Source organism: Pseudomonas sp. UBA6323, from assembly GCF_002439135.1.
In the GTDB taxonomy this organism is placed as follows: Bacteria; Pseudomonadota; Gammaproteobacteria; order Pseudomonadales; family Pseudomonadaceae; genus Aquipseudomonas.
The window spans coordinates 214,288-237,951 of the sequence record NZ_DJSX01000034.1 but is presented as its reverse complement, the minus strand read 5'-3'; the positions used below and the strand labels follow the sequence as shown (position 1 = coordinate 237,951).

Genomic DNA, 23,664 nt, shown 5'->3' with positions numbered 1-23,664 from the left:
CTCGCCGTACTCAGGCGAGGCGGAACTGGCTGGCGCTGCGCCCGAGGGCGTCGACCTGGGACGACAGGCCCTCGGTATGGCCGCCCAGAGTGTGGCGCATTTCCTTGCTCTGTCCGGTATGTACGTGGATGGTTTCGATCTTGTCGGCGATGTCCTCGGTGGTGGTGGAGACCTCTTCGATGGCCACCACCACCTGGTTCATTTCGCCGGTCAATCGCTCCATCGCCGAGGTGATGGAGGTGATCGCATCGGCCACCTGAGCGGCATGTCGTTCGCTGTCGGCGGCCAGGTTCAGGCCGTTGCTCATCAATTGGTGCATGTGCCGGGTCTGCTGCTGGAACTCACCGACGATGGCGCTGATATCGGTGGTCGCCGCGACGGTCTTCTGCGCCAGGGAGCGCACCTCATCGGCGACCACCGAGAAGCCTCGACCGGCCTCGCCGGCACGGGCAGCCTCGATGGCCGCGTTGAGCGCGAGCAGGTTGGTCTGATCGGCGAGGCTGTTGATCACGTCGACGATACCGTTGACCCGTGCACTGCTCTGGCCAAGGGCGTCGACCTGACTGTGGGTGTCCTGGATCAGCTGCGCCAGGCGACTCATGCTGTCGACGCTGGCAGCTATCACTTCGCCGCCATTGCGCGCGGCATCGTAGGCGCTGGTGGTGGCGCTGCCGACTTCGGCCGTACGCTGCGCCATGTCGTTGAGAGTGGCGCTGATCTGGTGCGAGGCCGAGGCAGCCTGCTCGGTCTGCATCTCCACCTGGGTGCTGTTGTCGCCCAACTGGCGCATGGCGTCGCCCAGGTGGTTGTGCAGGCGGCTCAGTTCGCCATTGGCTCGCACCACTTCGGCAACGATGCCGCCGATGCCTTGAATCATGCGATTGGCAGCGTCGGCCAACTGGTTGAATTCGTCGCGCGGGTTGCTGCCCACCGGCAACTTGCCGGTGAGATCGCCGGAGGCGACCTGGCTGAGCAATTGAATGACGTTACGCAGCCGAGTGACCAGGGTGCGTGACGCTTGCAGCAGGGTGAAGCAGAGCAGGGCGGCGACGGCGAGGAAGCTCAGCCCCATCACCCACAGTGCCGACAGGCGCGCCTGTTCGGCCTCCTGCGTGCGGCGCAGCAACAGGCCGCTTTGCAGGGCCTGTGCCTGCTCATCGATACGCGCCTGCAGTTGCTCGCCGAGCTGGCGCAGGTGCTGATTGGTCGCATTGATGCGCTCGATGCTGCCATTGGCATCGGCGAAGGCCTGCGCGTAGCCCTGCACGTTCTTGCCGATCGGCGTGTCCTGCCATTCCAGGTCGGCGATCTGCTCCTGCAGCTTGCCGATGGCCGTCAGGGCGATCTGCGCGAACGCCGGGTCGAAGGTCGACAGATAGTCGCGCTGGCCGCTCAGGGCGCCGGTAATGAAGGGTTTGATCAGGTCGAAACTGATTGCCTCCAGAGCCTTGCCTTTCTCGCTCAGCATTTTGCGCTGGCCTTCAAAAGGCGTCAGCCCCAGCGCCTGGTTGAGGCTCAGCCATTGGCGCTGCTGGGCCAGCTCCTCCAGCAGCACGGCCTGAATCTGCTGGGCATGCTGCAAGGTGGCGTCGTCTTCCAACGCTTGCGCTTGTGTCAACAGTTGTCCGACGAGTTCCTGCAGTTCACCGAGGCCCTCATCGAAGGCTTGCTGCCGCTCTGGGGTGATCTGCTGGCGCAACGCGTTCTGCCGCCACCAGTGGTTCATCAGCTCGGTACTGGCGCTGGCGTAGGCGGCTGCCTGTTCCCTTGCCTGTGATGCACTGCTGACGCTATGGCTGGCCCACAGGGAGGCAATGGCCATGAGCATCAGGCTGATCAGGGTGAGCGCGATAAGGGCGCGGAATTTTTGTTGCCAGGACAGTAAAAAGCTCACGATAACGCCTCGCCATCTTCTTCAGGATGATTCTCAGGAATCGGCAAGTTGTCATACAACTTTATTAAAAGTCTATGGCCTTCTTGCTTTCCGAGAAATGCGAACGGGGCCGCGAGGGCCCCGTCATCGGTTGAGTGCTTACCAAAGCGGCAGGGTATAACTGAGAATCAGGCGATTCTCGTCGAGATCGTTGGCGAAATTGGAGCGAACGGTGGCGTTACGCCATTTCAGCCCCAGATTCTTCAGCGGGCCGTTCTGCACCACGTAGGCAATATCAGTATTGCGTTCCCATTCCTTGCCTTCGCTGCTACGGCCGGCGACTTCGACGTTGTCACCGGAGATATAGCGGGTCATGAAGGTCAGACCGGGTATGCCGATGCTGGCGAAGTTGTAGTCGTAGCGGACCTGCCAGGAGCGTTCCTCGACGTTGGCGAAGTCGTTGATCTGCACGAAGTTGACCAGGAACGGGTCGCTGCTGGCGATGTACGGGAACGGGTCGTCACCGCTCATGCGCTGGTAGCCCGCGCCGAAGGCGTGACCGCCCAGGCTGTAGGTGAACATGGCGCCGAAGGCCTTGTTGTCGAGGTCGCGGAAGTTACCGTCCTCGCGGCTTTGCGAGTAGCGCAGGTCGCTCTTGAACGACTGGCCATCGCCCAGCGGCAGTACGTGCACCAGAGTGCCGTAGTACTGCTGGTAAATGTCCTCCAGGGTCCCGTAATGCAGGCCGGCCGTAAGCTGCGGAGTGATCTTGTACTCGCCGCCGCCGAACACGAAGGAGTCGCTGCTGCCGCCGATGCGGTTGCCGGTCATCTCGGTGTAGTCGGTGGAGCTGTTGGCCTTGATGCGGTTGATCTTGCCGCCCTGCAGGGTAAGGTTGTCGATCTCCTGAACGTTGAGCAGCGCGCCCTGGAAAGTCTGCGGCAGCAGGCGCGAGTCGTTGGCCGAGACGATCGGGCTGCGAAAGTGCAGGGCGCCAGCTTTCAGCGTGCTGTTGGAGACCTTCACTTTGGCGGTCAGGCCGAGCTTGGAGTACTCATCCTGCGAACCGCCGGAACGGTCGGCCGGGAGCAGGCCGCTGCCAGCGGTGCCGTCGCCGGAATCGAGTTTCAGGCCGAGCATCCCCAATGCGTCGATACCGAAACCGACGGTGCCCTCGGTGTAGCCCGACTCCATGCGCAGCAGAAAGCCTTGCGCCCATTCCTCGGCCTTGTCACGGGCGCCGCTCTGGCGGAAATCACGGTTGAAATAGAAGTTGCGCATCTCGACGCTGGCTTTGCTGTCAGCGATGAAATCGGCATGCGCGAGGATTGGCAGGCCGCCGCCGAGCAGCAGTGCGGATGCCAATGGGTAATGGGGTTTCATGGTGCGGTGTCTCCTGTTGGGAGCGCGCAGCCGACGTGAGCGGCTGCTTGGCAGAGCGCGTTTTGAATGATGTTGTTGTGGTCTGCGCAGAGCGCGGCGCCATTCTTCAAAGCGTTGTTCGGCGGCGTCCAACGAGAAAAAACAGGGGGCCAGCGATAGGAAAATTCATCGGCTGGGCGAAAAACCTCTGGCATACAACCTGCTACGCCTGAGGCAGCGTGGGCGCTGCCAATCAGCCCCTGAGAAGAACATTGCGAAGAGGCGTTGCGGCATGAACCTGAGATTTCTCGAAACCTTCGTTTGGGTGGCACGGCTCAAGAGTTTCCGCCTGACAGCCGAGAAGCTGTTCAGCACCCAGGCGTCCATTTCCAGCCGTATCGCTGCGCTCGAGGATGAACTCGGTACCCGCCTTTTCCTGCGCGATTCAAAGGGCGTATCGCTGACTCCGGAAGGGCAGAAGGTGCTCGAATATGCCGAGCGCATGATCGACACCATGCAGGCTCTGAAGCAGTCGATCAGCGACACCGGCAACATCCAGGGGCGCATACGTGTCGGCGCGATGGATACCGTCATTCACACCTGGTTGAGTCCGTTCGTAACACGGGTGATGGAGCGCTACCCCGCGGTGGAGATCGAACTGACGGCCGACACCGCGCGCAACCTCAACGAGCAATTGCTCAAGGGCTATCTGGATATCGTGTTCCAGACCGACATGGTCAACGGCGACAGCGTGCGCAATCTGGAGCTGGCTGCCTTTCCAGTGCGCTGGATCGTGCCGACCGGCTCGCTGTACCACCGCAGCTATGCCTCGATGGAGGAACTGGCCCGCGAGCGCATCATCACCTTCTCGAAGAATTCGCGACCGCATCAGGACATTCTCAACCTGCTGCATGCCGGCAGCGTCAGTGCGCCACGCATCAACTGCGTCAATTCCATCGCCGCGATGACCCGTCTTATCCGTGATGGTTTCGGCATCGGCGCGCTGCCGCCGGCGCTGGTGCATGACGAACTCAAGCAGGGGCTGCTGACCATTCTCGACGAGGTACCCGAGCCGCCGCCCTTGCCGGTGGTCGCCACCTGGCGCACGGGCGTGGGCCTGGAACTCAGTGAAGACATCATCGCCCTGGCCTGCGAAGCACTCGATGTCTACGCCGAGGAAATGGGCGAGGCCTGCATGGCGCGAGTCGCGCCAGCGCCTGAGCAGCAGAGCGCCTGAACACCTTCATCGAACGGCTGCGGGCCCGGAAACGGTTGCCCGCTGCTGGTGCATTCGCAGCAGAAATGCCCCCTTTCATCCCATAACGATTTCCGATCATGCGCCTCCGGTTTTTCTAGTTGGACAGGGTAGGGCGATGCGCTGAGACTCGAAATCGTCTTCCAGCCGCGCCATGCGGCGCACAAAAAACAATGAACAGGAGAGCACCATGAAAAGCATCGCATCGCGTTTCGCCATGACCGCCCTGGCTTGCGCACTGGGCTTCGGCGCCCAGGCCGCCGAACGCTGGAACATGACCGCCGAGAACCCCGACGGCAATTTCATCACCACCGTGGCCAAGGAGTTCGCCCAGGATGTGGAGAAGGCCAGCAATGGCGAGCTGCAGATTCGTGTGCACGGCAACTCGGTGCTGTTCAAGCGTCCGGAGGTCAAGCGCGCCGTGCAGACCGGCCAGGTGCAGGTGGGTGACGTACTGATGTCGGTGCTGGGCAACGAAGATCCGATCTTCGAGATCGACAGCGTGCCGTTCCTGGTGCGCAACTACGAGCAGGCCCTGGCCCTGTGGGCGGCGAGCCGCCCGGCGGTGGAAGAGCGCTTGAACAAGCAGGGCATCAAGCTGTTGTACGCCATGCCCTGGTCGCCGCAGAGCATCTTCACCAAAACGCCGGTGACTAGCATGGATGACTTCAAGGGCATGAAATTCCGAGCCTACAACCCGGCCACCTCGCGCATGACCGAGCTGATGGGAGCCGTGCCGACGGTCATCCAGACCGGCGAAATCCCGCAGGCCTTCAGCACCGGCATGATCAACGGCATGCTCACGTCGCCGACCACTGGCGTGGACTCCCAGGCCTGGGATTTCTCCTCCTACTATTATGACGTCAAGGCCTTCATTCCGAAGAACTTCGTCATCGTCAACGCCCGTGCCTTCGCCCGCCTGCCGGAAGCGACCCAGACAGCGGTGCTGGAGGCGGCCAAGCGTGCCGAGGAACGTGGCTGGGCGATTGCCCAGGAGAAGACCGGTGAGCTGGTCAAGACCCTGGCCGACAATGGCATGCAGGTGGCCGAGCAGGCGCCCGCGGCGGTGGAGAGCGGCTTCGAGCAGATCGGTCAGACCATGACCGAAGAGTGGCTCAAGCGCGCCGGAGCCGATGGCAAGGCGATTCTCGATAGCTACCAGCGTTGATCCTGTTGCCCGCCGCGCTGATTGCGGCGGGCTTTTCTTGTGGCTTGCCCAGGGAGCCCGTAGTTCATGACCCCACTGCACAAGCTCTACACCCTGTCCGGATGGTTGTCCGGTGTGTTTCTCGTCCTGATCTGCCTGCTCGTCGTGGCGCAGATCGTCGCCCGCCAGTTGGGCACCATGGTGCCCGCTGCCGATGAGTTCGCCGCCTACGCGATGGCTGCGTCGGGGTTTCTCGCTTTGCCCTACGCGCTACAGCGCGGCGCGCACATCCGCGTGGAACTGATGTTGCGGCTGCTGCCTGCTGGCGGCCGGCGCGTGATCGATGTGCTGGCCACGTTGGTTGGTCTGGGTATCGCCGGCTATATGGCCTGGTACTGCGCGTTGTTCGTTCTGGAGTCCTACGAGTTCAAGGAGGTGTCTTCCGGTCTGCTGCCGATTCCGATGTGGTTGCCGCAGCTGCCGATGTTGCTTGGCACGCTGATTCTGGTGGTGGCGATGGCCGAGCGCCTGGTGCTGACCTGCCAGGGCAAGCGCTTCGAAGCTGCCGAAGCCGGCACGGCGATGAGCGAGTGAGCCTGCGCGCTCGACCTTTAATTGCGGCCATCGCCGCACTGCATTCGTGAGTGAACCCGTGGACTACACAATCATTACAATCACCCTGCTGCTGGCGCTGTTCGTGCTGCTTGGCGGTGGCGTCTGGGTTGCCCTGTCGTTGCTTGGCGTCGGCATCATCGGCATGGAGCTGTTCGGTGGTGCGCCGGCCGGCTCGATTCTCGCTTCCACCAGTTGGGCTTCCAGCGCCAGCTGGACATTGACGGCACTGCCGCTGTTCATCTGGATGGGCGAGATTCTCTATCGCACCCGACTTTCCGAAGACATGTTCAACGGTCTGGCGCCCTGGATGCGTGGGCTACCGGGGCGGTTGCTGCACGTCAACGTGTTCGGCTGCGGCATGTTCGCGGCGGTCAGCGGCTCTTCCGCAGCGACGGCGGCCACCATCGGCCGTATCTCCCTACCGGAGCTGAAGTCGCGCGGCTACCCCGAGTCCATCGCCATGGGCTCGCTGGCCGGTGCCGGCACGCTCGGCCTGCTGATCCCGCCTTCGATCATGATGATCGTCTACGGTGTGGCGGCGCAGGTCTCGATCTCGCGCCTGTTCATCGCGGGCATCCTGCCGGGGCTGTTGCTGCTGGCCATCTTCAGCGGCTACCTGATGCTCTGGGCCGCCTGCAATCGCAGCAAGCTGCCGGAAGAGGGCGAACGCCTGCCGTTCTTGGACAAACTGCGTCGGGCCAAACTGCTGATTCCGGTATTGGGCCTGATCGTCGCGGTGATCGGATCGATCTACGGTGGCATCGCCACGGCCACCGAGGCGGCTGCAGTTGGCGTGGTTGGCGCGCTGCTGATCGCGCTTTGCTCAGGTGCGCTGACTCGTGAAACCTTCATGGCCAGTCTGATGGGGGCGGTGTCCACGTCGTGCATGATCTTCTTCATCCTGCTCGGTGCGGCGTACCTGACCTCGGCCATGAGTTTCACCGGCCTGCCGGCGGCGCTGGCCGACTGGATCATCGCCAAGCAGCTTTCGCCTTACCTGTTGCTGCTGGCGCTGACGCTGTTCTTCATCGCCCTGGGCTGCTTCCTTGACGGCATCTCCATCATCCTGCTTACCACTGCAGTGATTCTGCCGGCGGTGCAGGCCGCAGGGATCGACCTGCTGTGGTTCGGCATCTTCGTCATCCTGGTGGTGGAAATGGCGCAGATCACCCCACCAGTGGGGTTCAACCTGTTCGTCATCCAGAACCTGACCGGGCGCAACCTGGGCGCCGTTGCGCGCGCCAGTTTTCCGTTCTTCCTGCTGCTGGTGCTGGCGGCAATCCTCATCACCCTGTTCCCGCAGATCGTGCTGGCGCTGCCCGAAGCCATGCGCGGCGCCTGACCTCTCGCCATGGCTCATTCGCTCTCTGGTGGCGGGCCATGGCTTCTCTTTTTGCACCGTATCGGTGCAGCCTTGAAAGAAAATGTCGCAGCGTCGCAAGCGGCCTTCCGGTGTCCCTCGTTAAGCTCGTCGGCTATATGTGACCAGTCGGTCGCTCCTTTCGCCGGTCCGCATGCGACTCGCAAGTGTCATTGTCGCTTCATGGACTAACGTTGAACTAACACCCAGCGGCAGCGATCCAGACGTCCTGTCGAACCACCAGCCCAATGGAGCAAAACCATGGCGTTCTTTACGGCGGCCAGCAAAGCCGACTTCCAGCACCAACTGCAAGCGGCCCTGGCACAGCACGTGAGTGAGCAGGCATTACCTCAAGTCGTCCTTTTCGCCGAACAGTTCTTCGGCATCGTCGCCCTCGAGGAGCTGACCCAGCGGCGCCTGTCCGATCTGGTCGGTTCCACCTTGTCGGCCTGGCGCATGCTGGAGCAGTTCGATCACGCCAAGCCGCAAGTGCGCGCCTTCAATCCCGATTACGAGAAGCACGGCTGGCAGTCCACCCACACCGCGGTGGAAATCCTGCATGGCGACATTCCGTTCCTGGTCGACTCGGTGCGCATGGAGCTCAACCGCCACGGCTACAGCATTCACACACTGCAGAACAGCGTATTCAGCGTGCGACGTGACCAGAACGGTCAGTTGCTGGAAATTCTGCCGCGCGGCACCCAGGGCGAGGGCGTGCTGCAGGAAGCGCTGATGTTCCTGGAGATCGACCGCTGCTCCAGCGCTGCCGAGCTGAAAACCCTGGAGAAAGCCATCCATGAGGTCTTCGGCGACGTGCGCATGAGCGTCGCCGACTTCCAGCCGATGAAGGCCAAGGCACGCGAGCTGCTGGCTTGGCTGGATCGCGCCAAGCTCAATGTGGACAAGACCGAGCTGGATGAAATCAAGGTCTACCTCAACTGGCTGCTGGACAACCACTTCACCTTCCTCGGTTACGAAGAGTTCACCGTCGCGCCGACCGCCGATGGCGGCACCATGGTCTATGACGAGAAATCCCTGCTCGGCCTGTCCAAGCGCCTGCGCACCGGATTGTCCGCCGAGGAGCTGCATATCGAACCGGAAGCGGTGGCCTACCTGCGTGAACCGCAGCTGCTGTCGTTCGCCAAGGCTGCGGTGCCCAGCCGTGTGCATCGCCCGGCCTACCCGGATTTCGTCTCCATTCGTGAACTCGATGCCAAGGGCAACGTGGTCAAGGAATGCCGCTTCATGGGCTTGTACACCTCGGCGGTCTACGCCGAGAGCGTGTGGAACATCCCCTACATCCGCCGCAAGGTGGATGTGATCAAGCAGCGCTCGGGCTTCGACAGCAGTGCCCACCTCGGCAAGGAACTGGCCCAGGTGCTGGAAGTGCTGCCGCGCGACGATCTGTTCCAGACACCGGTGGACGACCTGTTCAACACCGCGCTGGCCATCGTGCAGATCCAGGAGCGCAACAAGATCCGTGTGTTCCTGCGCCGCGACCCGTACGGCCGTTTCTGCTACTGCCTGGCCTACGTGCCGCGCGACGTCTACTCCACCGAAACGCGGATGAAGATCCAGCAGGTGCTGATGGAGCGCCTACAGGCCACCGATTGCGAGTTCTGGACCTTCTTCTCCGAGTCGGTGCTGGCGCGGGTGCAGTTCATCCTGCGCGTCGACCCGAAGAACAAGACCCAGATCGACCCGGTGCGTCTGGAGAAGGAAGTCGTTCAGGCCTGCCGTTCGTGGAAGGACGACTATGCCGGCCTGATGGTGGAAAGCCTCGGCGAAGCCCAGGGCACCAGTGTGTTGGCCGATTTCCCCGGCGGCTTCCCCGCCGGCTATCGCGAGCGTTTCGCCCCGCATTCGGCCGTGGTGGACATGCAGCACCTGCTCAGCCTGAGCAACGACAAGCCGCTGGTGATGAGCTTCTACCAGCCGCTGGCGCAGGGCGACCAGCAACTGCACTGCAAGCTGTATCACGCCGACACGCCGCTGCCGCTGTCCGACGTGCTGCCGATTCTGGAGAACCTCGGCCTGCGTGTGCTCGGCGAATTCCCCTACAAGCTGCGTCGTGCCGATGGTCGCGAGTTCTGGATTCATGACTTCGCCTTCACCTACGCCGAAGGGCTCGACGTCGATATCCAGCAGCTCAACGACACCCTGCAGGACGCCTTCATCCATATCGTCGGCGGCGATGCCGAGAACGATGCGTTCAACCGCCTGGTGCTCACCGCCGCCATGCCCTGGCGCGAGGTGGCGCTGCTGCGCGCCTATGCCCGCTATCTCAAGCAGATTCGCCTGGGCTTCGATCTGAGCTACATCGCCTCGACCCTGATCAACCACGCCGATATCGCCAAGGAGCTGGTGCGTCTGTTCCGCACCCGTTTCTACCTCGCGCGCAAGCTCACCGCCGAGGACCTGGAAGACAAACAGCAGAAGCTCGAGCAGGCCATCCTGGCTGCGCTGGACAACGTCGCCGTGCTCAACGAAGACCGCATCCTGCGCCGCTACCTGGACCTGATCAAGGCGACCCTGCGCACCAACTTCTTCCAGGCCGATGCCAGTGGCGCGGCCAAGTCCTATTTCAGCTTCAAGCTCAGCCCGCGCCTGATTCCGGAAATCCCGCGGCCGGTGCCGAAGTTCGAGATTTTCGTCTACAGCCCGCGCGTCGAGGGTGTGCACCTGCGCTTCGGCGACGTTGCTCGCGGCGGCCTGCGCTGGTCGGATCGCGAAGAGGACTTCCGCACCGAAGTGCTCGGCCTAGTCAAGGCGCAGCAGGTGAAGAACGCGGTGATCGTACCCATGGGCGCCAAGGGCGGCTTCGTGCCGCGCCGTATGCCGGTCGGCGGTTCGCGTGACGAGGTGATGGCCGAGGGCATCGCCTGCTACCGCATCTTCATCAGCGGCCTGCTGGACATCACCGACAATCTCAAGGAAGGCGAAGTGGTGCCGCCGCAGAATGTGGTGCGTCACGACGCTGACGACCCCTACCTAGTGGTGGCGGCGGACAAGGGCACCGCGACCTTCTCCGATATCGCCAACGGCATCGCTGCCGAGTACGGCTTCTGGCTCGGCGACGCGTTTGCCTCAGGCGGCTCGGCCGGTTACGACCACAAGGGCATGGGCATCACCGCCAAGGGCGGTTGGGTTTCGGTGCAGCGTCACTTCCGCGAGCGCGGCATCGACGTGCAGAAGGACAACGTTACCGTGATCGGCATCGGTGACATGGCCGGCGACGTTTTCGGCAACGGCCTGTTGCTGTCGCAAAGCCTCCAGCTGGTGGCGGCGTTCAACCACCTGCACATCTTCATCGACCCGAACCCGGACGCGGCCAAAAGCTTCGCCGAGCGCAAGCGCCTGTTCGAGTTGCCGCGTTCGAGCTGGGCCGACTACGACAGCAAGCTGATCTCCGAAGGTGGCGGCATCTTCCTGCGCAGCGCCAAGAGCATCGCCATCACCCCGCAGATGAAGGCGCGCTTCGACATCACGGCCGACAAGCTGGCGCCCACCGAGCTGCTCAACGCGCTGCTCAAGGCCCCGGTCGACCTGCTGTGGAACGGCGGCATCGGCACCTACGTCAAGTCCAGCAAGGAAAGCCACGCCGACGTCGGCGACAAGGCCAACGATGCGCTGCGCGTGGACGGTCGTGAACTGCGCGCCAAGGTGGTGGGCGAGGGTGGCAACCTGGGTATGACCCAGCTCGGCCGCGTCGAGTTCGGCCTGCATGGCGGCGCCAGCAACACCGACTTCATCGACAACGCTGGTGGCGTGGACTGCTCCGACCACGAAGTGAACATCAAGATTCTGCTGGGCGAGATCGTCTCCGGTGGCGACATGACCGAGAAGCAGCGCAACAAGCTGCTGGCCGAGATGACCGATGACGTGTCCGAGCTGGTGCTGGGCAACAACTACAAGCAGACCCAGGCGCTGTCACTGGCCGAGCGTCGCGCCCGCGAGCGCGTCGGCGAGTACAAGCGCCTGATGAATGCACTGGAAAGCGCCGGCAAGCTGGACCGCGCCCTGGAGTTCCTGCCCTCGGACGAGGAGCTGAACGAGCGCGCCACCAACGGCCAGGGCCTGACCCGCCCGGAGCTATCGGTGCTGATCTCCTACAGCAAGATCGACCTCAAGGAATCCTTGCTCAAGTCCCTGGTGCCGGACGACGACTACCTGGCGCGCGAGATGGAGACCGCCTTCCCGGAAATCCTCACCGAGAAATTCGGCGACGCCATGCGCCGTCATCGCCTCAAGCGCGAGATCGTCAGCACGCAGATCGCCAACGACCTGGTCAACCACATGGGCATCACCTTCGTGCAGCGCCTGAAGGAGTCCACCGGCATGAGCGCGGCCAACGTCGCCGGCGCCTACGTCATCGTGCGTGATCTGTTCCGCCTGCCGCACTGGTGGGCACAGATCGAGGCGCTGGACTACAAGGTGCCGGCCGAGCTGCAACTGCAGCTGATGGACGAGCTGATGCGTCTGGGCCGTCGTGCCACCCGCTGGTTCCTGCGCAGCCGCCGTAACGAGCTGGACGCCGCCCGCGATGTGGCACATTTCACACCGCGTATCGAAGCGCTGGTCGGTCGTCTGGACGAGCTGCTCGAAGGCCCGGCTCGCGAGCAGTGGCTGGCGCGTTACCAGAGCTTCGTCGAAGCCGGCACGCCGGAGGAGCTGGCGCGCGTCGTCGCCGGCACCAGCCACCTGTATACGCTGCTGCCGATCATCGAAGCCGCGGACGTCACCGGCAAGGACACCAGTGAAGTGGCGACGGCTTACTTCGCCGTTGGCGGTGCGCTGGAGCTGTCCTGGTACCTGCAGCAGATTACCAACCTGCCGGTGGAGAACAACTGGCAGGCGCTGGCTCGCGAAGCCTTCCGTGACGATCTGGACTGGCAGCAGCGAGCGATCACCGTGTCGGTGCTGCAGATGGCCGAGGGGCCGCAGGAGATTGAGGCGCGCGTGGCCCTGTGGCTCGATCAGCATCAACGCCTGGTCGACCGCTGGAAGGCGATGCTGGCCGAGCTGCGCTCTGCGACCGGCACCGACTACGCCATGTATGCGGTGGCCAACCGTGAGTTGATGGACCTGGCGCAAAGCGCCTGAGGCGTCCGCTGAAATGAAAGAGCCCCGCCAAGTGCGGGGCTTCTTTTTGTTGGGGAGCGAAGGAAGCTGGGCGCGCTGACAGTAATGGCGGATTTGTAGCCGCAGCCTTGTGGGAACAGACGGCGAGGGCGGGCTCTGTGAGGAGCGGACTTGTCCGCGAACAGGGTGCAGAAGAAATATCGCGGCCGAGGCCGCTCCCACAGTTTCGTAGCCGGATCAATCCGGGGATTTCCGACCGTTGCCCCGGATTGCATCCGTGCTATCCGCTTCTTTCAATTTGGGGATGAGCCTGTCGTGCGCTGAATGTGAGGGCGGGTTTGTAGCTGCAGTCTTGTGGAGCAGGTTGCGAGGACGGGCTCTGTGGGAGCGGACTTGTCCGCGAACGGGGTGCAGAAGAAACATCGCGGCCAAGGCCGCTCCCACAGTTTTGTAGCCGGATCAATCCGGGGTCAGGCTCAGGAACGCCCCCGGATTTCATCCGGGCTACGCACCCAAGCTCAACGCAGCATCTGCTCGACCAGGCGTTTCTCCTCGGCGAGTTCGCGTTGCCGCGCATCAATGCGCGAGGCCAGCTGGAAGTTGTTGCTGGCGCGGCGCTTGGCGAAGTCCAGTTGCTCGATGGCCTGGTTGTAATCGCCGACCAGGGCGAAGAACTCCGCGCGTGCCTGGTGCAGGCCGATGGTGTTGCCGCTCAGGCCGCGTACCTCGGCGACCTGATACCAGATGTCCGGATCCTTGGTGCGGCTCTTGAGCAGATCGTCCAGGGCGCGTTCGGCGTCGGCGATGCGCCGTTGCTTGAGCAGCAGGTCGATTTGCGTCTGCTGCAGCGGGTAGTTGCTCGGGTAGAGGGTGAGCAGGCGTTTCTGCCGGCGCTCGGCGGCATCCAGGCGATTGGCCGCCATGTCCAGCTCGATCTGCGCCAGGTTGTAGGTGATGTCGTCCGGGGCCTTGCTCAGCAGCGGTGCCAGGGTTTCGCCGGCCTCGGCGAGCTGGCCGGTTTTCATCTGCGCCAGTACCAGGCCGTAGCGAGCGGCATCGAGGCCGGGGTTCTCGTCGAGCATGGCGCGAAAGCGCTTGGCGGCGACGCCCGGGGTTTCCTCGTAGGTCAGTTGTACGCGGGCGCGCATCAGCTGGTAGCGCAGGCTGTCTTCACGCCCCTGGGCCGGGTACTGTTCAGCGCGGTTGCGGGTATCGGCGATACGCGATTCCGACACCGGGTGAGTCAGCAGAAATTCCGGCGGCTTGGCGTCGTAGCGGTATTGACGCATCAGCCGTTCGAACATCATCGGCATGGCACGCGGGTCGTAACCGGCTTTTTCCAGGTTGACCAGGCCGATGCGGTCGGCCTCCTGCTCGTTCTGTCGGGAGAAGCGCCGTTGCTCCTGAATCGCTGCGGCCTGGGTCGACATGATGGTGGCGATACCGGCGTCACCCGCACCTGTCGCCGCGGCGACGATGCCTGCGAGCATCGCTGCCATCAGCGGTAACTGCATGCGTTGCTGGGCCTCGACGCCACGGGCGAAGTGGCGTTGCGACAAGTGCGCCAGTTCGTGCGCCATGACCGACGCGTACTCGGCTTCGGTCTGCGCATAAAGGAACAGGCCGCCGTTGACCCCGACTATCCCGCCGGGTGCGGCAAAGGCGTTCAACTGGGGGCTGTTGAGCAGCACGAACTCCAGGCGGCGGTCCTGCAACTGGCTGGTTTCCGACAGGCGATAGACGCTGGACTCGACGAAGTCCTTGAGTTGTGGGTCGTCCAGTTGCGAAACCTGACCACGCAGCAGGCCGAGCCAGGCGCGGCCTAGCTGGTGTTCTTGCTGCGGCGAGACGATCGAGGAGCTGGCGTCGCCAAGCGACGGCAGATCACTGGCGCCCGTATGGGCGGCGAACAGGCAGGCCAGCGTCAGCAGGGTGGGGCGCAGAAAAGTCATGCACTCAGGGTTCTCGAGAAGCAAAGTCGTTACTGTAGCCGGCCAGCTACCGCGCTGGCCAGGGTTGCGGCGCCTTGGTTATCCTAGCCGGCCTATCAGGAGTAGATGATGACAGACGTACCGGCCTTCGATGCCGAACTCGATGCCTGCGGGCTGAACTGCCCGCTGCCTTTGCTCAAAGCCAAGCTCGAGCTCAATCGCCTGACCAGCGGCGCCGTACTCAAGGTCAGCGCCACTGATGCCGGCTCGCAGCGTGATTTTCGCGCCTTCGCCAGTCTCGCCGGGCATGCGCTGCTGCATGAAGAGGTCGAGGCGGGTATTTATCGTTACTGGTTGCGTAAGGCCTGAACCGCGCTCGGTGCAGCAGGCTAGAAGATAGCGAGCGCTCTTTTGCAGATTTAAGGATTGTTGATGGTCAAGGTTATTCGCGACTGGTTGTACCGCTACTTCTCCGATGAGCAGGCCGTGGTGCTGGCGGTGCTACTGGTGTTGGGCTTTGCGGTGGTGCTGACGCTGGGCGGCATGCTCGCGCCAGTGCTGACCGGCCTGGTGCTGGCCTTCCTCATGCAGGGTCTGGTCAACGGTCTGGAACGTCTCAAGGTGCCGCAGGTGCTGGCGGTCTGGCTGGTGTTCACCCTGTTCATGGGCGGCCTGGCGGTGTTCTTGCTGGTGCTGATGCCGCTGCTGTGGCAGCAATTGAGCACGCTGTTCAATGAACTGCCGCGCATGGCCGCCGAATGGCAGGCGGTATTCCTGCTGCTGCCGGAGCGTTACCCGAACCTGATCACTGATGCGCAAGTTGTGCAACTGATCGACAGCACGCGGGGTGAAGCCGGCAAATTTGGCCAGTGGGCGCTGTCGTTCTCCCTGTCCAGCCTGCCGGTGCTGGTCAGCGTGATGATCTATCTGGTGCTGGTGCCGATTCTGGTGTTCTTCTTCCTCAAGGACCGCGAGCAGATCGGCCAGTGGTTCCGCGGCTACCTGCCGCGCGAGCGTGCGCTGATCACCCAGGTGGCGCAGGAGATGAACCAGCAGATCGCCAACTACATCCGCGGCAAGTTCATCGAGATCATCATTTGCGGCGTGGTCACCTACATCGCTTTCGCCTACCTGGGGCTCAACTATGCGGCGCTGTTGGCCTTGCTGGTCGGGCTGTCGGTGGTGGTGCCTTATATCGGCGCGGTGGTGGTGACGGTGCCGGTGGCGCTGATCGGCCTGTTCCAATGGGGCTGGAGCGACCAGTTTCTCTACCTGATGGTGATCTACGGCATCATCCAGGCGCTCGACGGCAACGTACTGGTGCCGTTGCTGTTCTCCGAGGCCGTCAACCTGCATCCGGTGGCGATCATCTGCGCGGTGCTGCTGTTCGGCGGGCTGTGGGGCTTCTGGGGCGTATTCTTCGCCATTCCGCTGGCGACCCTCTTCAAGGCCGTGATCAACGCCTGGCCGCGTACCGAGCTTGTGGCTGTCGAGTAAAGGTGGAATACGCAGATAGAAAGAAGGCCGCAATAGCGGCCTTTTTTCGATAGCGGCGAGGGTCAGGCCTTGTTCAGAGCCTCGGCCGCTGCCAGCACCTTGTCGACATGGCCAGCGACCTTGAGGTTGCGCCACTCCTGACGCAGCACGCCGTCCTTGTCGATGAGGAAGGTGCTGCGCACGATGCCCATGTATTCCTTGCCGTAGTTCTTCTTCAGCTGATAAACGCCGAACTGATCGCACAGCTGATGCTCTTCGTCGCTGATCAGCTCGAAGGGGAAGGCCTGCTTGCACTTGAAGCTCTCGTGCTTCTTGAGGCTGTCCATCGACACGCCGAAGATCAGCGTGTTGGCTGCCTTGAACTGCTCGAAGCGGGCACTGAAGTCCATCCCTTCGGTGGTGCAGCCCGGAGTGGCGTCCTTCGGGTAGAAATACAGCACGACCTGTTGGCCCTTGAGGGCGGACAGCTTGACCTGCTGGCCGCTGGTGGCCTCGGCCTGGAAGTCGGCAACGGGTTTGTCGAGTTCAACGGACATGGAAGCTCCTTCATTCATACGTCAACGGCGATCTCGCGAGCCAGAGCCATGCAATATCGACGGCGGCCCCGAAGCCGATGAAGGTCGCTCGGCGTCACGCTCGACTCTGCGAGTTTTAATCAGCACGCCGAACCCGTTGCTAACGCGGCAGGGCCGGCGCGCAGCAGGGCGTTAGGGATTCTGCGGGCGCCAGGGTTCGATCAGTGCATCCAGGTTCAGCGCGTCGGCGAAGTCGAGGAACTGATCGCGCAGCCAGCTGATCTGCGTGCCGGCCGGCAGCGTTACGGTCAGCGTGGCGTTGAGCATGGTGCCGCCGGTCTGTGGCGCCTGATAAGTGTCGCAGGTCAGGCTTTCCAGCTCGACGCGGTGATCGATGAAGAACTGGCACAACTCGTTGAGAATGTCCGGGCGGTACACGGCGCTGACGTAGGCCACATAAGGCAGCGCCTGCGGGCGCACTTCAGCGGCGGCGCTGCGAACCAGGTCCACGGTGAAGTCATGCTTCTTGGCCAGCAGCGGCAGGCTCGACTCCAGGCGCGCCAGCGCATCCCAACTGCCCGACACCTGCAGCACCAGGGCGCTGAATTCACCGTGACGGCTCAGACGGGTGCCGATCACCGCGCAACGGTTCTCGTGGCTGGTGCGGCTGAGCAGGTTGGTCAGGGCCATGGCATCGCGGCCGAGAGCACTGATGACGAGGAATTGTTCGCGAACGGGGGGGGGGGACATGCAGCCTTCCTAAAGCGATGAACGATCCGCGCACGAGTAGCCGCAGATCAAAGGCAGCAGGTTAGCGAAAAGCGTCGCCAAGGGGAATGGCACCGCCATGTCCATCGGACGACGGCCAGCAGGTATAACGGGCCGTTGCTTGTGCCGGACTGGTGGCCCCAGTACCATTACGGCTCAATTTTTCCGGCAGGAGCGGTTGCATGATTGCGGGCAGTATGGTGGCACTGGTCACGCCCATGGATGCGCAGGGTGGTCTGGATTGGGAGGCCCTGAGCAAATTGGTGGATTTCCACCTTCAGGAGGGCACCAATGCCATCGTCGCGGTCGGCACCACTGGTGAGTCCGCCACGCTGGAAGTGGCTGAGCACATCGAAGTGATCAAGCGGGTGGTCAAGCAGGTCGCCGGTCGTGTCCCGGTGATCGCCGGTACCGGCGGCAACTCCACTCGCGAGTCGGTCGAGCTGACCCGTGCCGCCCAGGAAGTCGGCGCCGACGCGGCCCTGCTGGTCACCCCGTACTACAACAAGCCGACTCAGGAAGGCCTGTACCTGCACTTCCGCCATATCGCCGAAGCCGTATCCATCCCGCAGATTCTGTACAACGTGCCGGGTCGCACCGTGTGCGACATGCTGCCGGAGACCGTCGAGCGCCTGTCGAAGATCGACAACATCATCGGCATCAAGGAAGCCACCGGCGATCTGCAACGCGCTCAGGACGTGCTGGATCGCGTCAGCAAGGACTTCCTCGTCTACTCCGGTGACGACGCCACCGCTGTCGAGCTGATGCTGCTGGGCGGCAAGGGCAACATCTCGGTTACCGCCAACGTTGCGCCGCGCGCCATGAGCGACCTGTGCGCGGCTGCCATGCGTGGCGAGGCGGCCATCGCCCGCGCCATCAACGACCGTCTGATGCCGCTGCACAAGGCGCTGTTCCTCGAATCCAACCCGATTCCGGTGAAATGGGCGCTGCACGAAATGGGCTTGATGGGCGACGGTATTCGCCTGCCGCTGACCTGGCTCAGCCCGCGCTGTCACGAACCGCTGCGCCAGGCCATGCGCCAGTGCGGTGTATTGGCTTAACTCAAGGATTCTACGCATGAAGCGACTGGCCGGATTCTCCGCCCTTGCTCTGATCGTCTCCAGCACCAGCGGTTGCGGCTGGCTCTGGGGTGAAAATGGCTACTTCCGTGATCGCGGCAGCGACTACCTGGAAGCGCGCCAGACTGCACCGATGCAATTGCCGGCCGACGTCCAGGCCAAGCGCCTCGATCCGCTGCTGCCAGTGCCTGCGCAGGTTGCCAGCAGCACCGAAACCTCCGGCAAGTTCGACGTACCGCGTCCGCAAGGCCTGCAGGTACGTGCCGACGAGCGCGAGTTCAGCCTGCAGCGCAGCGGCGACTCGCGTTGGGTGGTGGCCCAGCGCGTGCCGGCCGAAGTCTGGCCGCTGGCGCGTCAGTTCTTCGAAGACAACGGCTTCCGCATCGCCAACGAGCGCCCGCAGGTCGGTGAGTTCACTACCTCCTGGCAGCGTTTCGACGAACTCTCCACTGGCATGGCCAGCCGCCTGAGCAGCCGCGTTTCCGGTGTTGCGCCGGATGCGGAAACCCGCGTGCGCGTGCGCATCGAGCCGGGCGTGCAACGCAATACCAGCGAAGTCTTCGTCACCAGCGCCGAGCGTCCTGCCGGCAGCACGGCCGATGTCGATTTCGCATCGCGTAGCGGCAATGCCAGCCTCGAAGCTGCACTGCTCGACGAAATGCTGGTGAGCATGGCCCGTGGCGTGGAGCAGGGCGGTTCCGTTTCGCTGCTCGCCGCGCGCGACTTCGACGCTCCCAGCCGCGTCAGTCTGAGCGAAGACGGCAACGGCAATCCGGTGCTCAACCTGGGCGCCGATTTCGACCGCGCCTGGTCCGGTGTCGGTCGCTCGTTGGAGCTTGGCGACGTACGCGTCGACGACCTCAACCGCAGCCTCGGCCTGTACTACATCAACATGGCCGAAGGCGCTCAGGTCAACGAGGAGAAGCCCGGCTTCTTCGGTCGCCTGTTCGGCAGCGCGCCGAGCAAGGAAGAGATCGAAGCCCGCGCAGAACGCTATCAGGTGCGCTTGACTCCGGTTGGCGATGGCGTTCAGGTCACCGTGGAAAAAGACCTCAACACTATTGCCCCGGCCGATGTATCGCGCCGCGTGCTGAGCCTGATTCAGGATAACCTTGGCTGATCGGGTGCAACGCGCCTCCAGCCGTTAATCGATGGGCGAAACCCTACAAGGTTTCGCCTGTTTTGTTTGCCAGAAACGGAAATGCCGACATGAGCACACCCACCACCCTGAGCCTGAAGAAGATCTACTCGGGCAAGGTCCGCGACCTCTACGAAATCGACGACAAGCGCATGCTGATGGTGGCCACCGATCGTCTGTCGGCATTCGACGTCATCCTCGAACAGCCGATCCCGGAGAAGGGCAAGATCCTCACCGCGATTTCCAACTTCTGGTTCGACAAGCTGGCTGACGTAGTGCCCAACCACTTCACTGGCGATAAGGTCGAGGACGTCGTATCGGCTGCCGAGCTGCCGCTGGTCGAAGGCCGCGCGGTCGTCGCCAAGCGCCTCAAACCCGTCGCCGTGGAGGCCATCGTGCGTGGCTACATCGTCGGTTCCGGTTGGAAGGAATACCAGAAGAGCGGCACCGTCTGCGGTATCGTGCTGCCGGCTGGCCTGAAGGAAGCGGCCAAGCTGCCGCAACCGATCTTCACTCCCTCGACCAAGGCCGCTGTGGGCGACCATGACGAGAACATCAGCTTCGAACAGTGCGAAGCCATCATCGGCGCCGAACTGGCCGCCAAGGTGCGTGATACGGCGATCAAGCTGTACACCACGGCAGTCGAGTACGCCGCTACCCGCGGCATCATCATCGCCGATACCAAGTTCGAATTCGGCCTGGACGAAGACGGCACCCTGACCCTTATGGACGAAGTGCTGACCCCTGATTCCAGCCGCTTCTGGCCGGCTGACAGCTATGCCGAAGGCAGCAACCCGCCGAGCTTCGACAAACAGTTCGTGCGCGACTGGCTGGAATCCACCGGCTGGAACAAGCAGGCCCCGGCCCCGGCAGTGCCGGCAGACGTGGCGCAGAAAACCGCTGACAAGTACCGCGAAGCGCTGACTCGTCTGACGGCCTGAGGCTGAAGCCCTCTACTGAAAAGGCCGAGCACTGCTCGGTTTTTTCACAAGCGCCTGATAGAACAAGAAAAATTTTAAAAATAAGCTTCGCCAAAGCGCATTCAGCTGTTATCATGCGCGCCGCTTGGGAAGATGCCGGAGTGGTCGAACGGGACGGATTCGAAATCCGTTGTGTCAGCAATGGCACCTAGGGTTCAAATCCCTATCTTCCCGCCATATCTCAAGCGTAAGCCCCTGAAATTCCTAGAGTTTCGGGGGCTTTTGCTATCTGCGGCATGCAAGGTGTCGAAGAAGTGTCGAAAAATCGCAGGGTTGCACTAATCATCCTTGTAAGGATATTTTCGATTTGCTGTCGCCATAAGGCGCAGTGCTTAGCCAGACAGCGTAAACCTGCTGGCACCGTCTAGTTCCAGCTATTGGGCAGCGGATTCCTTCTTTATCATTGGAGGGCCGTCGGCCATGTCGAATCTTCAAAAACTCCGCAAATCCGCATTCATGCAGCAGAACGGCAAATGCTGTTATTGCAGTTTCCATATGTGGCTGGACTCAGCCGAATCCTTCGCAAAGCTGCATGGAATCACCACCAAGCAAGCCAGGCATTTTCAGTGCACTGCTGAGCATCTCCACGCTCGCCAAGACGGTGGGCGGGATGTTCGCGAAAACATTGCGGCAGCGTGCATCCGATGCAACCAGCTAAGGCACCAGCGGAAAAAGCCTATGGCTCCTGAGCAGTATCAGCAGCATGTGATAAGCCGCGTGCACAAAGGTGGCTGGCATCCATTGCCTAAGTCGGCCATGTGTCGAAGAAGCTCTGATAGTCAGATACAGGGCCGAGCTTAACAGCGTCCTGCAGGTGATCAGGTGCAAGGTGCGTATAGCGCATGGTCATGGCCAGGGTGGTATGACCCAGGATTTTCTGTAGCGTCAGGATATTCCCGCCGTTCATTACAAACCGGCTGGCGAAGGTGTGCCGCAGCACGTGTGAGGACTGGCCAGCAGGGACGGGCAAGCGAGACTCAGCCAAGGCCTTGTCGAAGCTGTTCAGGCAGTTGCTGAACAGGCCGTGCAGCTTGAAATGCCGGTGTATCTGCTGCTGCAGCTCCAGGGCGATGGGAATCGAGCGGACCCGCTTGCCTTTGGTGTTCACGAATGTAACCAGCTGGTTGCGTACCTTGTCAGGAGTCAGGGCCTGAGCCTCACCCCAACGGGCACCCGTAGCCAAGCAGATAGCGGCGACCATGGCGACATGAGGTGTCCGGCAATAGCGGTGAATGGTGGTGAACAGCGTCTCTATCTGGTCATCGGTCAGGTAGGTCAGTTCCTTTTCCTGCAGACGCAGCGGTCGGACGCGAGCAAGCGGATTGGCATAGTCGATTTCACCAAGCTGGTACAGCACATTGAACACCGAACGCAGGTAGCCAAGGCGGTTGTTCAAGGTCTTGGGGTTGATGCCGGCCTTGATCGCCTGGGTTCGATGTTCGGCGTACTCGTTGCCAGTCATCTTGATGGCTACCGGGTCGCCGAGCTCTTTGGCCAGCGCATCCAGAAGACGACGCCTTGCCTGACCATCGCTCAAGGTGTGTGCATGCAGTGCTGCCCAGCGGTCGATTAACTGGGAGAGCCTACGGCGGTCCTTTGGCTTGGGTGCCCAATCAGGTGCAGTGATAACTTTGGCGCGGCAGGTCGCTTCGAAGCGTTGAGCTTCGCTCTTGGTTTTGAAGGTCTTGCGAAAGCGCTTGCCCTTGATGGGTTCAACGTCGACTTTCCAGCGCCCATCAGGCAGTTGCTCTATTGCCATCAGACAGCACGCCCCCAGCGTACATGCCGTTCCTCAAGGATGCCTTTGATGTGCTTATACAGCCCGTCTTCATCCATGCCCTTGGCGGCATAGTGGTCGCGGATCACCGGCCAGCACTCCCAATCCTTGAGCCGGTAGAAAGCCTTTCTAGCGCCCACTCGCTCCCGTGCCAGCAGGCTGACGAAGTTTCCCAGGAATAGCTCGACGTTCTTACCGGAGAAGCCCCGCGAGGTCTTGTATTGGCGCTTGTACTCGGTTTCATCCACCAGGGAATCGACTGGCAGATCTACGCGCACGTCATCACGGATCAGGGTCCAAATGGGCTCAAAGTAGCCAGGGCGAGCCAGTAGCTTGAATTGGCGCAGGCCATAGCGCCACAGGCCATCTAGGTGCGGAGCAAAGGCGGCATAGCTGTTGGTTTCGATGGTCTCGCCGGTGTGCAGGTCGAACGAGCCGGAGGCGAATTGCTGGATCACCGAGTGGTGGTAACGCAGCTCTACGCGCCACACGTCTTGCTCGGGGTTGTAGTTATCAGGGTCGGCTTCGTCGAAGCTGTCGCGGCGTCTCCAGACGTTTTCCCAGTAGTCGAGCTTGTCGATGGAACGGGCCTGTTCGGTCTTGTTGTAGATCCCGAGCTGGACGCCACCAGCCGAGCCGAACAGGTAGGACTGACCTTTGCCGTAGGTGGCAGACTCCAGGGTCCACTGGATTTCCTTGATGCCGGAGATATCACGGGCGGCGCGTGCGCGGCAGTGCATGCGGGCGACCAGATCGGCGGGCGGTTGCCAGCCTTGGAGGTCTAGCGCGAGGTGGACAGCGCATTGGTTGCGCTCGATGTTGGTCAGCACGTGGTCGGCGTAGTAGTCCAGGCGCTCTTGCAGGCGCTCGGGGCAGAACTGGTCGATGGCATGGGGTGACACTTCGATTTTCAGGTGAGGGCCGATGTTCTCGATTTTGGCGTTGAAGTTCTTCACCAGCAGGATGATGCCCAGGTCAGCGTTCTGCAGCTTGTACTGGTACCCGGAATCCTTGCTGACACGCCCGGAGTGCCAACGCTGGCCAGCGAAGTCGACGATGGTCCCTGGCTTCTCGAACAGGCACATGATTTCCGGGCGGATCAGGCCGCGATACAACTGGCGGACGGTATCGACGCTGCAGGCCAGGATTTTGGCTTTCGACAGATCGACGATTTCAGCAGTACCAGGATCAACGAAGATTCGTCCAAGGCTGTTGTGCTCACCGTTGAGGTCGAGACGGGCAAAATCTTTGATCTTCATGCTTTGGTTTCCTTACTGGCCATTAC

18 protein-coding genes and 1 tRNA gene are annotated in these 23,664 nt (G+C 62.2%); 12 read left to right on the top strand and 7 right to left on the bottom strand.

Features of this window, described 5'->3' with window-relative positions:
* Nucleotides 1-10 precede the first annotated feature (10 nt).
* Nucleotides 11-1,894 carry a methyl-accepting chemotaxis protein gene (locus B3P22_RS07815; protein ID WP_296270590.1) on the bottom strand — a complete coding sequence of 628 codons (1,884 nt, stop codon included), beginning with the start codon at nucleotides 1,892-1,894 and terminating at the stop codon, nucleotides 11-13.
* 138 nt (nucleotides 1,895-2,032) lie between these two features.
* Entirely contained in the window at nucleotides 2,033-3,256 is a 1,224-nt protein-coding gene (locus B3P22_RS07810; protein WP_296270589.1) for an OprD family porin, read from the bottom strand.
* 271 nt (nucleotides 3,257-3,527) lie between these two features.
* On the opposite strand from B3P22_RS07810, the gene B3P22_RS07805 reads away from it, so the two are divergent.
* From B3P22_RS07805 to B3P22_RS07785, 5 genes are all read left to right on the top strand, one after another.
* Nucleotides 3,528-4,472: a LysR family transcriptional regulator gene (locus B3P22_RS07805; protein ID WP_197857949.1), complete on the top strand. Its 945-nt coding sequence runs from the start codon at nucleotides 3,528-3,530 to the stop codon at nucleotides 4,470-4,472.
* Nucleotides 4,473-4,680: 208 nt separating this feature from the next.
* Entirely contained in the window at nucleotides 4,681-5,658 is a 978-nt protein-coding gene (locus tag B3P22_RS07800) for a TRAP transporter substrate-binding protein (RefSeq protein WP_296270588.1), read from the top strand.
* Nucleotides 5,659-5,724: 66 nt separating this feature from the next.
* On the top strand, nucleotides 5,725-6,231 hold the full coding sequence (locus B3P22_RS07795) for a TRAP transporter small permease (protein ID WP_197857951.1): 507 nt from the start codon (nucleotides 5,725-5,727) through the stop codon (nucleotides 6,229-6,231).
* Nucleotides 6,232-6,289: 58 nt separating this feature from the next.
* Entirely contained in the window at nucleotides 6,290-7,594 is a 1,305-nt protein-coding gene (locus tag B3P22_RS07790) for a TRAP transporter large permease (protein ID WP_296270587.1), read from the top strand.
* A gap of 279 nt (nucleotides 7,595-7,873) precedes the next feature.
* The gene (locus B3P22_RS07785) at nucleotides 7,874-12,715 is read left to right on the top strand and encodes an NAD-glutamate dehydrogenase (RefSeq protein WP_296270586.1); all 4,842 of its coding nucleotides are present in this window, start codon (nucleotides 7,874-7,876) and stop codon (nucleotides 12,713-12,715) included.
* A gap of 497 nt (nucleotides 12,716-13,212) precedes the next feature.
* On the opposite strand, the gene B3P22_RS07780 is transcribed toward B3P22_RS07785, so the two are convergent.
* A complete protein-coding gene (locus tag B3P22_RS07780; RefSeq protein WP_296270585.1) occupies nucleotides 13,213-14,646 on the bottom strand; it encodes a M48 family metalloprotease in 1,434 nt (477 codons plus the stop codon).
* Between the two features lie 108 nt (nucleotides 14,647-14,754).
* On the opposite strand from B3P22_RS07780, the gene B3P22_RS07775 reads away from it, so the two are divergent.
* Both B3P22_RS07775 and B3P22_RS07770 read left to right on the top strand, forming a co-directional pair.
* Nucleotides 14,755-14,994: a sulfurtransferase TusA family protein gene (locus B3P22_RS07775; protein WP_296270584.1), complete on the top strand. Its 240-nt coding sequence runs from the start codon at nucleotides 14,755-14,757 to the stop codon at nucleotides 14,992-14,994.
* Nucleotides 14,995-15,057: 63 nt separating this feature from the next.
* A complete protein-coding gene (locus B3P22_RS07770; protein ID WP_296270583.1) occupies nucleotides 15,058-16,122 on the top strand; it encodes an AI-2E family transporter in 1,065 nt (354 codons plus the stop codon).
* A 62-nt stretch (nucleotides 16,123-16,184) separates the two neighbouring features.
* On the opposite strand, the gene B3P22_RS07765 is transcribed toward B3P22_RS07770, so the two are convergent.
* On the bottom strand, nucleotides 16,185-16,658 hold the full coding sequence (locus B3P22_RS07765) for a peroxiredoxin (protein WP_296270582.1): 474 nt from the start codon (nucleotides 16,656-16,658) through the stop codon (nucleotides 16,185-16,187).
* A 171-nt stretch (nucleotides 16,659-16,829) separates the two neighbouring features.
* A complete protein-coding gene (locus B3P22_RS07760; RefSeq protein WP_296270581.1) occupies nucleotides 16,830-17,387 on the bottom strand; it encodes a glycine cleavage system protein R in 558 nt (185 codons plus the stop codon).
* 200 nt (nucleotides 17,388-17,587) lie between these two features.
* Between B3P22_RS07760 and dapA the strand changes: the two genes are divergently transcribed.
* From dapA to B3P22_RS07735, 5 genes are all read left to right on the top strand, one after another.
* On the top strand, nucleotides 17,588-18,466 hold the full coding sequence (gene dapA / locus B3P22_RS07755) for a 4-hydroxy-tetrahydrodipicolinate synthase (protein WP_296270580.1): 879 nt from the start codon (nucleotides 17,588-17,590) through the stop codon (nucleotides 18,464-18,466).
* A 16-nt stretch (nucleotides 18,467-18,482) separates the two neighbouring features.
* The gene (gene bamC, locus B3P22_RS07750; RefSeq protein ID WP_296270579.1) at nucleotides 18,483-19,604 is read left to right on the top strand and encodes an outer membrane protein assembly factor BamC; all 1,122 of its coding nucleotides are present in this window, start codon (nucleotides 18,483-18,485) and stop codon (nucleotides 19,602-19,604) included.
* An 89-nt stretch (nucleotides 19,605-19,693) separates the two neighbouring features.
* Nucleotides 19,694-20,563, top strand: coding sequence for a phosphoribosylaminoimidazolesuccinocarboxamide synthase (locus B3P22_RS07745; RefSeq protein ID WP_275546224.1), 870 nt, complete (start codon nucleotides 19,694-19,696; stop codon nucleotides 20,561-20,563).
* 126 nt (nucleotides 20,564-20,689) lie between these two features.
* Nucleotides 20,690-20,779, top strand: a tRNA-Ser gene (locus tag B3P22_RS07740).
* A gap of 243 nt (nucleotides 20,780-21,022) precedes the next feature.
* Entirely contained in the window at nucleotides 21,023-21,403 is a 381-nt protein-coding gene (locus B3P22_RS07735) for an HNH endonuclease (RefSeq protein ID WP_349681626.1), read from the top strand.
* On the opposite strand, the gene B3P22_RS07730 is transcribed toward B3P22_RS07735, so the two are convergent.
* Together B3P22_RS07730 and B3P22_RS07725 are read right to left on the bottom strand one after the other, a co-directional pair.
* Nucleotides 21,348-22,361, bottom strand: coding sequence for a phage integrase (locus B3P22_RS07730; RefSeq protein WP_296270578.1), 1,014 nt, complete (start codon nucleotides 22,359-22,361; stop codon nucleotides 21,348-21,350). The genes B3P22_RS07735 and B3P22_RS07730 overlap by 56 nt on opposite strands.
* On the bottom strand, nucleotides 22,361-23,638 hold the full coding sequence (locus B3P22_RS07725) for a hypothetical protein (protein WP_296270577.1): 1,278 nt from the start codon (nucleotides 23,636-23,638) through the stop codon (nucleotides 22,361-22,363). The genes B3P22_RS07730 and B3P22_RS07725 overlap by 1 nt, the downstream gene beginning before the upstream one ends.
* Between the last annotated feature and the right edge of the window lie 26 nt (nucleotides 23,639-23,664).

Excerpts from the sequence above, each read along its gene's own strand:
- B3P22_RS07765 (WP_296270582.1), bottom strand. The coding sequence starts at position 16,658 with ATGTCCGTTGAACTCGACAAACCCGTTGCCGACTTCCAGGCCGAGGCC.
- B3P22_RS07745 (WP_275546224.1), top strand. The coding sequence starts at position 19,694 with ATGAGCACACCCACCACCCTGAGCCTGAAGAAGATCTACTCGGGCAAG.
- B3P22_RS07770 (WP_296270583.1), top strand. The coding sequence starts at position 15,058 with ATGGTCAAGGTTATTCGCGACTGGTTGTACCGCTACTTCTCCGATGAG.
- B3P22_RS07760 (WP_296270581.1), bottom strand. The coding sequence starts at position 17,387 with ATGTCCCCCCCCCCCGTTCGCGAACAATTCCTCGTCATCAGTGCTCTC.
- dapA (WP_296270580.1), top strand. The coding sequence starts at position 17,588 with ATGATTGCGGGCAGTATGGTGGCACTGGTCACGCCCATGGATGCGCAG.
- B3P22_RS07735 (WP_349681626.1), top strand. The coding sequence starts at position 21,023 with ATGTCGAATCTTCAAAAACTCCGCAAATCCGCATTCATGCAGCAGAAC.
- B3P22_RS07725 (WP_296270577.1), bottom strand. The coding sequence starts at position 23,638 with ATGAAGATCAAAGATTTTGCCCGTCTCGACCTCAACGGTGAGCACAAC.
- bamC (WP_296270579.1), top strand. The coding sequence starts at position 18,483 with ATGAAGCGACTGGCCGGATTCTCCGCCCTTGCTCTGATCGTCTCCAGC.
- B3P22_RS07805 (WP_197857949.1), top strand. The coding sequence starts at position 3,528 with ATGAACCTGAGATTTCTCGAAACCTTCGTTTGGGTGGCACGGCTCAAG.
- B3P22_RS07785 (WP_296270586.1), top strand. The coding sequence starts at position 7,874 with ATGGCGTTCTTTACGGCGGCCAGCAAAGCCGACTTCCAGCACCAACTG.
- B3P22_RS07795 (WP_197857951.1), top strand. The coding sequence starts at position 5,725 with ATGACCCCACTGCACAAGCTCTACACCCTGTCCGGATGGTTGTCCGGT.
- B3P22_RS07800 (WP_296270588.1), top strand. The coding sequence starts at position 4,681 with ATGAAAAGCATCGCATCGCGTTTCGCCATGACCGCCCTGGCTTGCGCA.
- B3P22_RS07730 (WP_296270578.1), bottom strand. The coding sequence starts at position 22,361 with ATGGCAATAGAGCAACTGCCTGATGGGCGCTGGAAAGTCGACGTTGAA.
- B3P22_RS07780 (WP_296270585.1), bottom strand. The coding sequence starts at position 14,646 with ATGACTTTTCTGCGCCCCACCCTGCTGACGCTGGCCTGCCTGTTCGCC.
- B3P22_RS07810 (WP_296270589.1), bottom strand. The coding sequence starts at position 3,256 with ATGAAACCCCATTACCCATTGGCATCCGCACTGCTGCTCGGCGGCGGC.
- B3P22_RS07775 (WP_296270584.1), top strand. The coding sequence starts at position 14,755 with ATGACAGACGTACCGGCCTTCGATGCCGAACTCGATGCCTGCGGGCTG.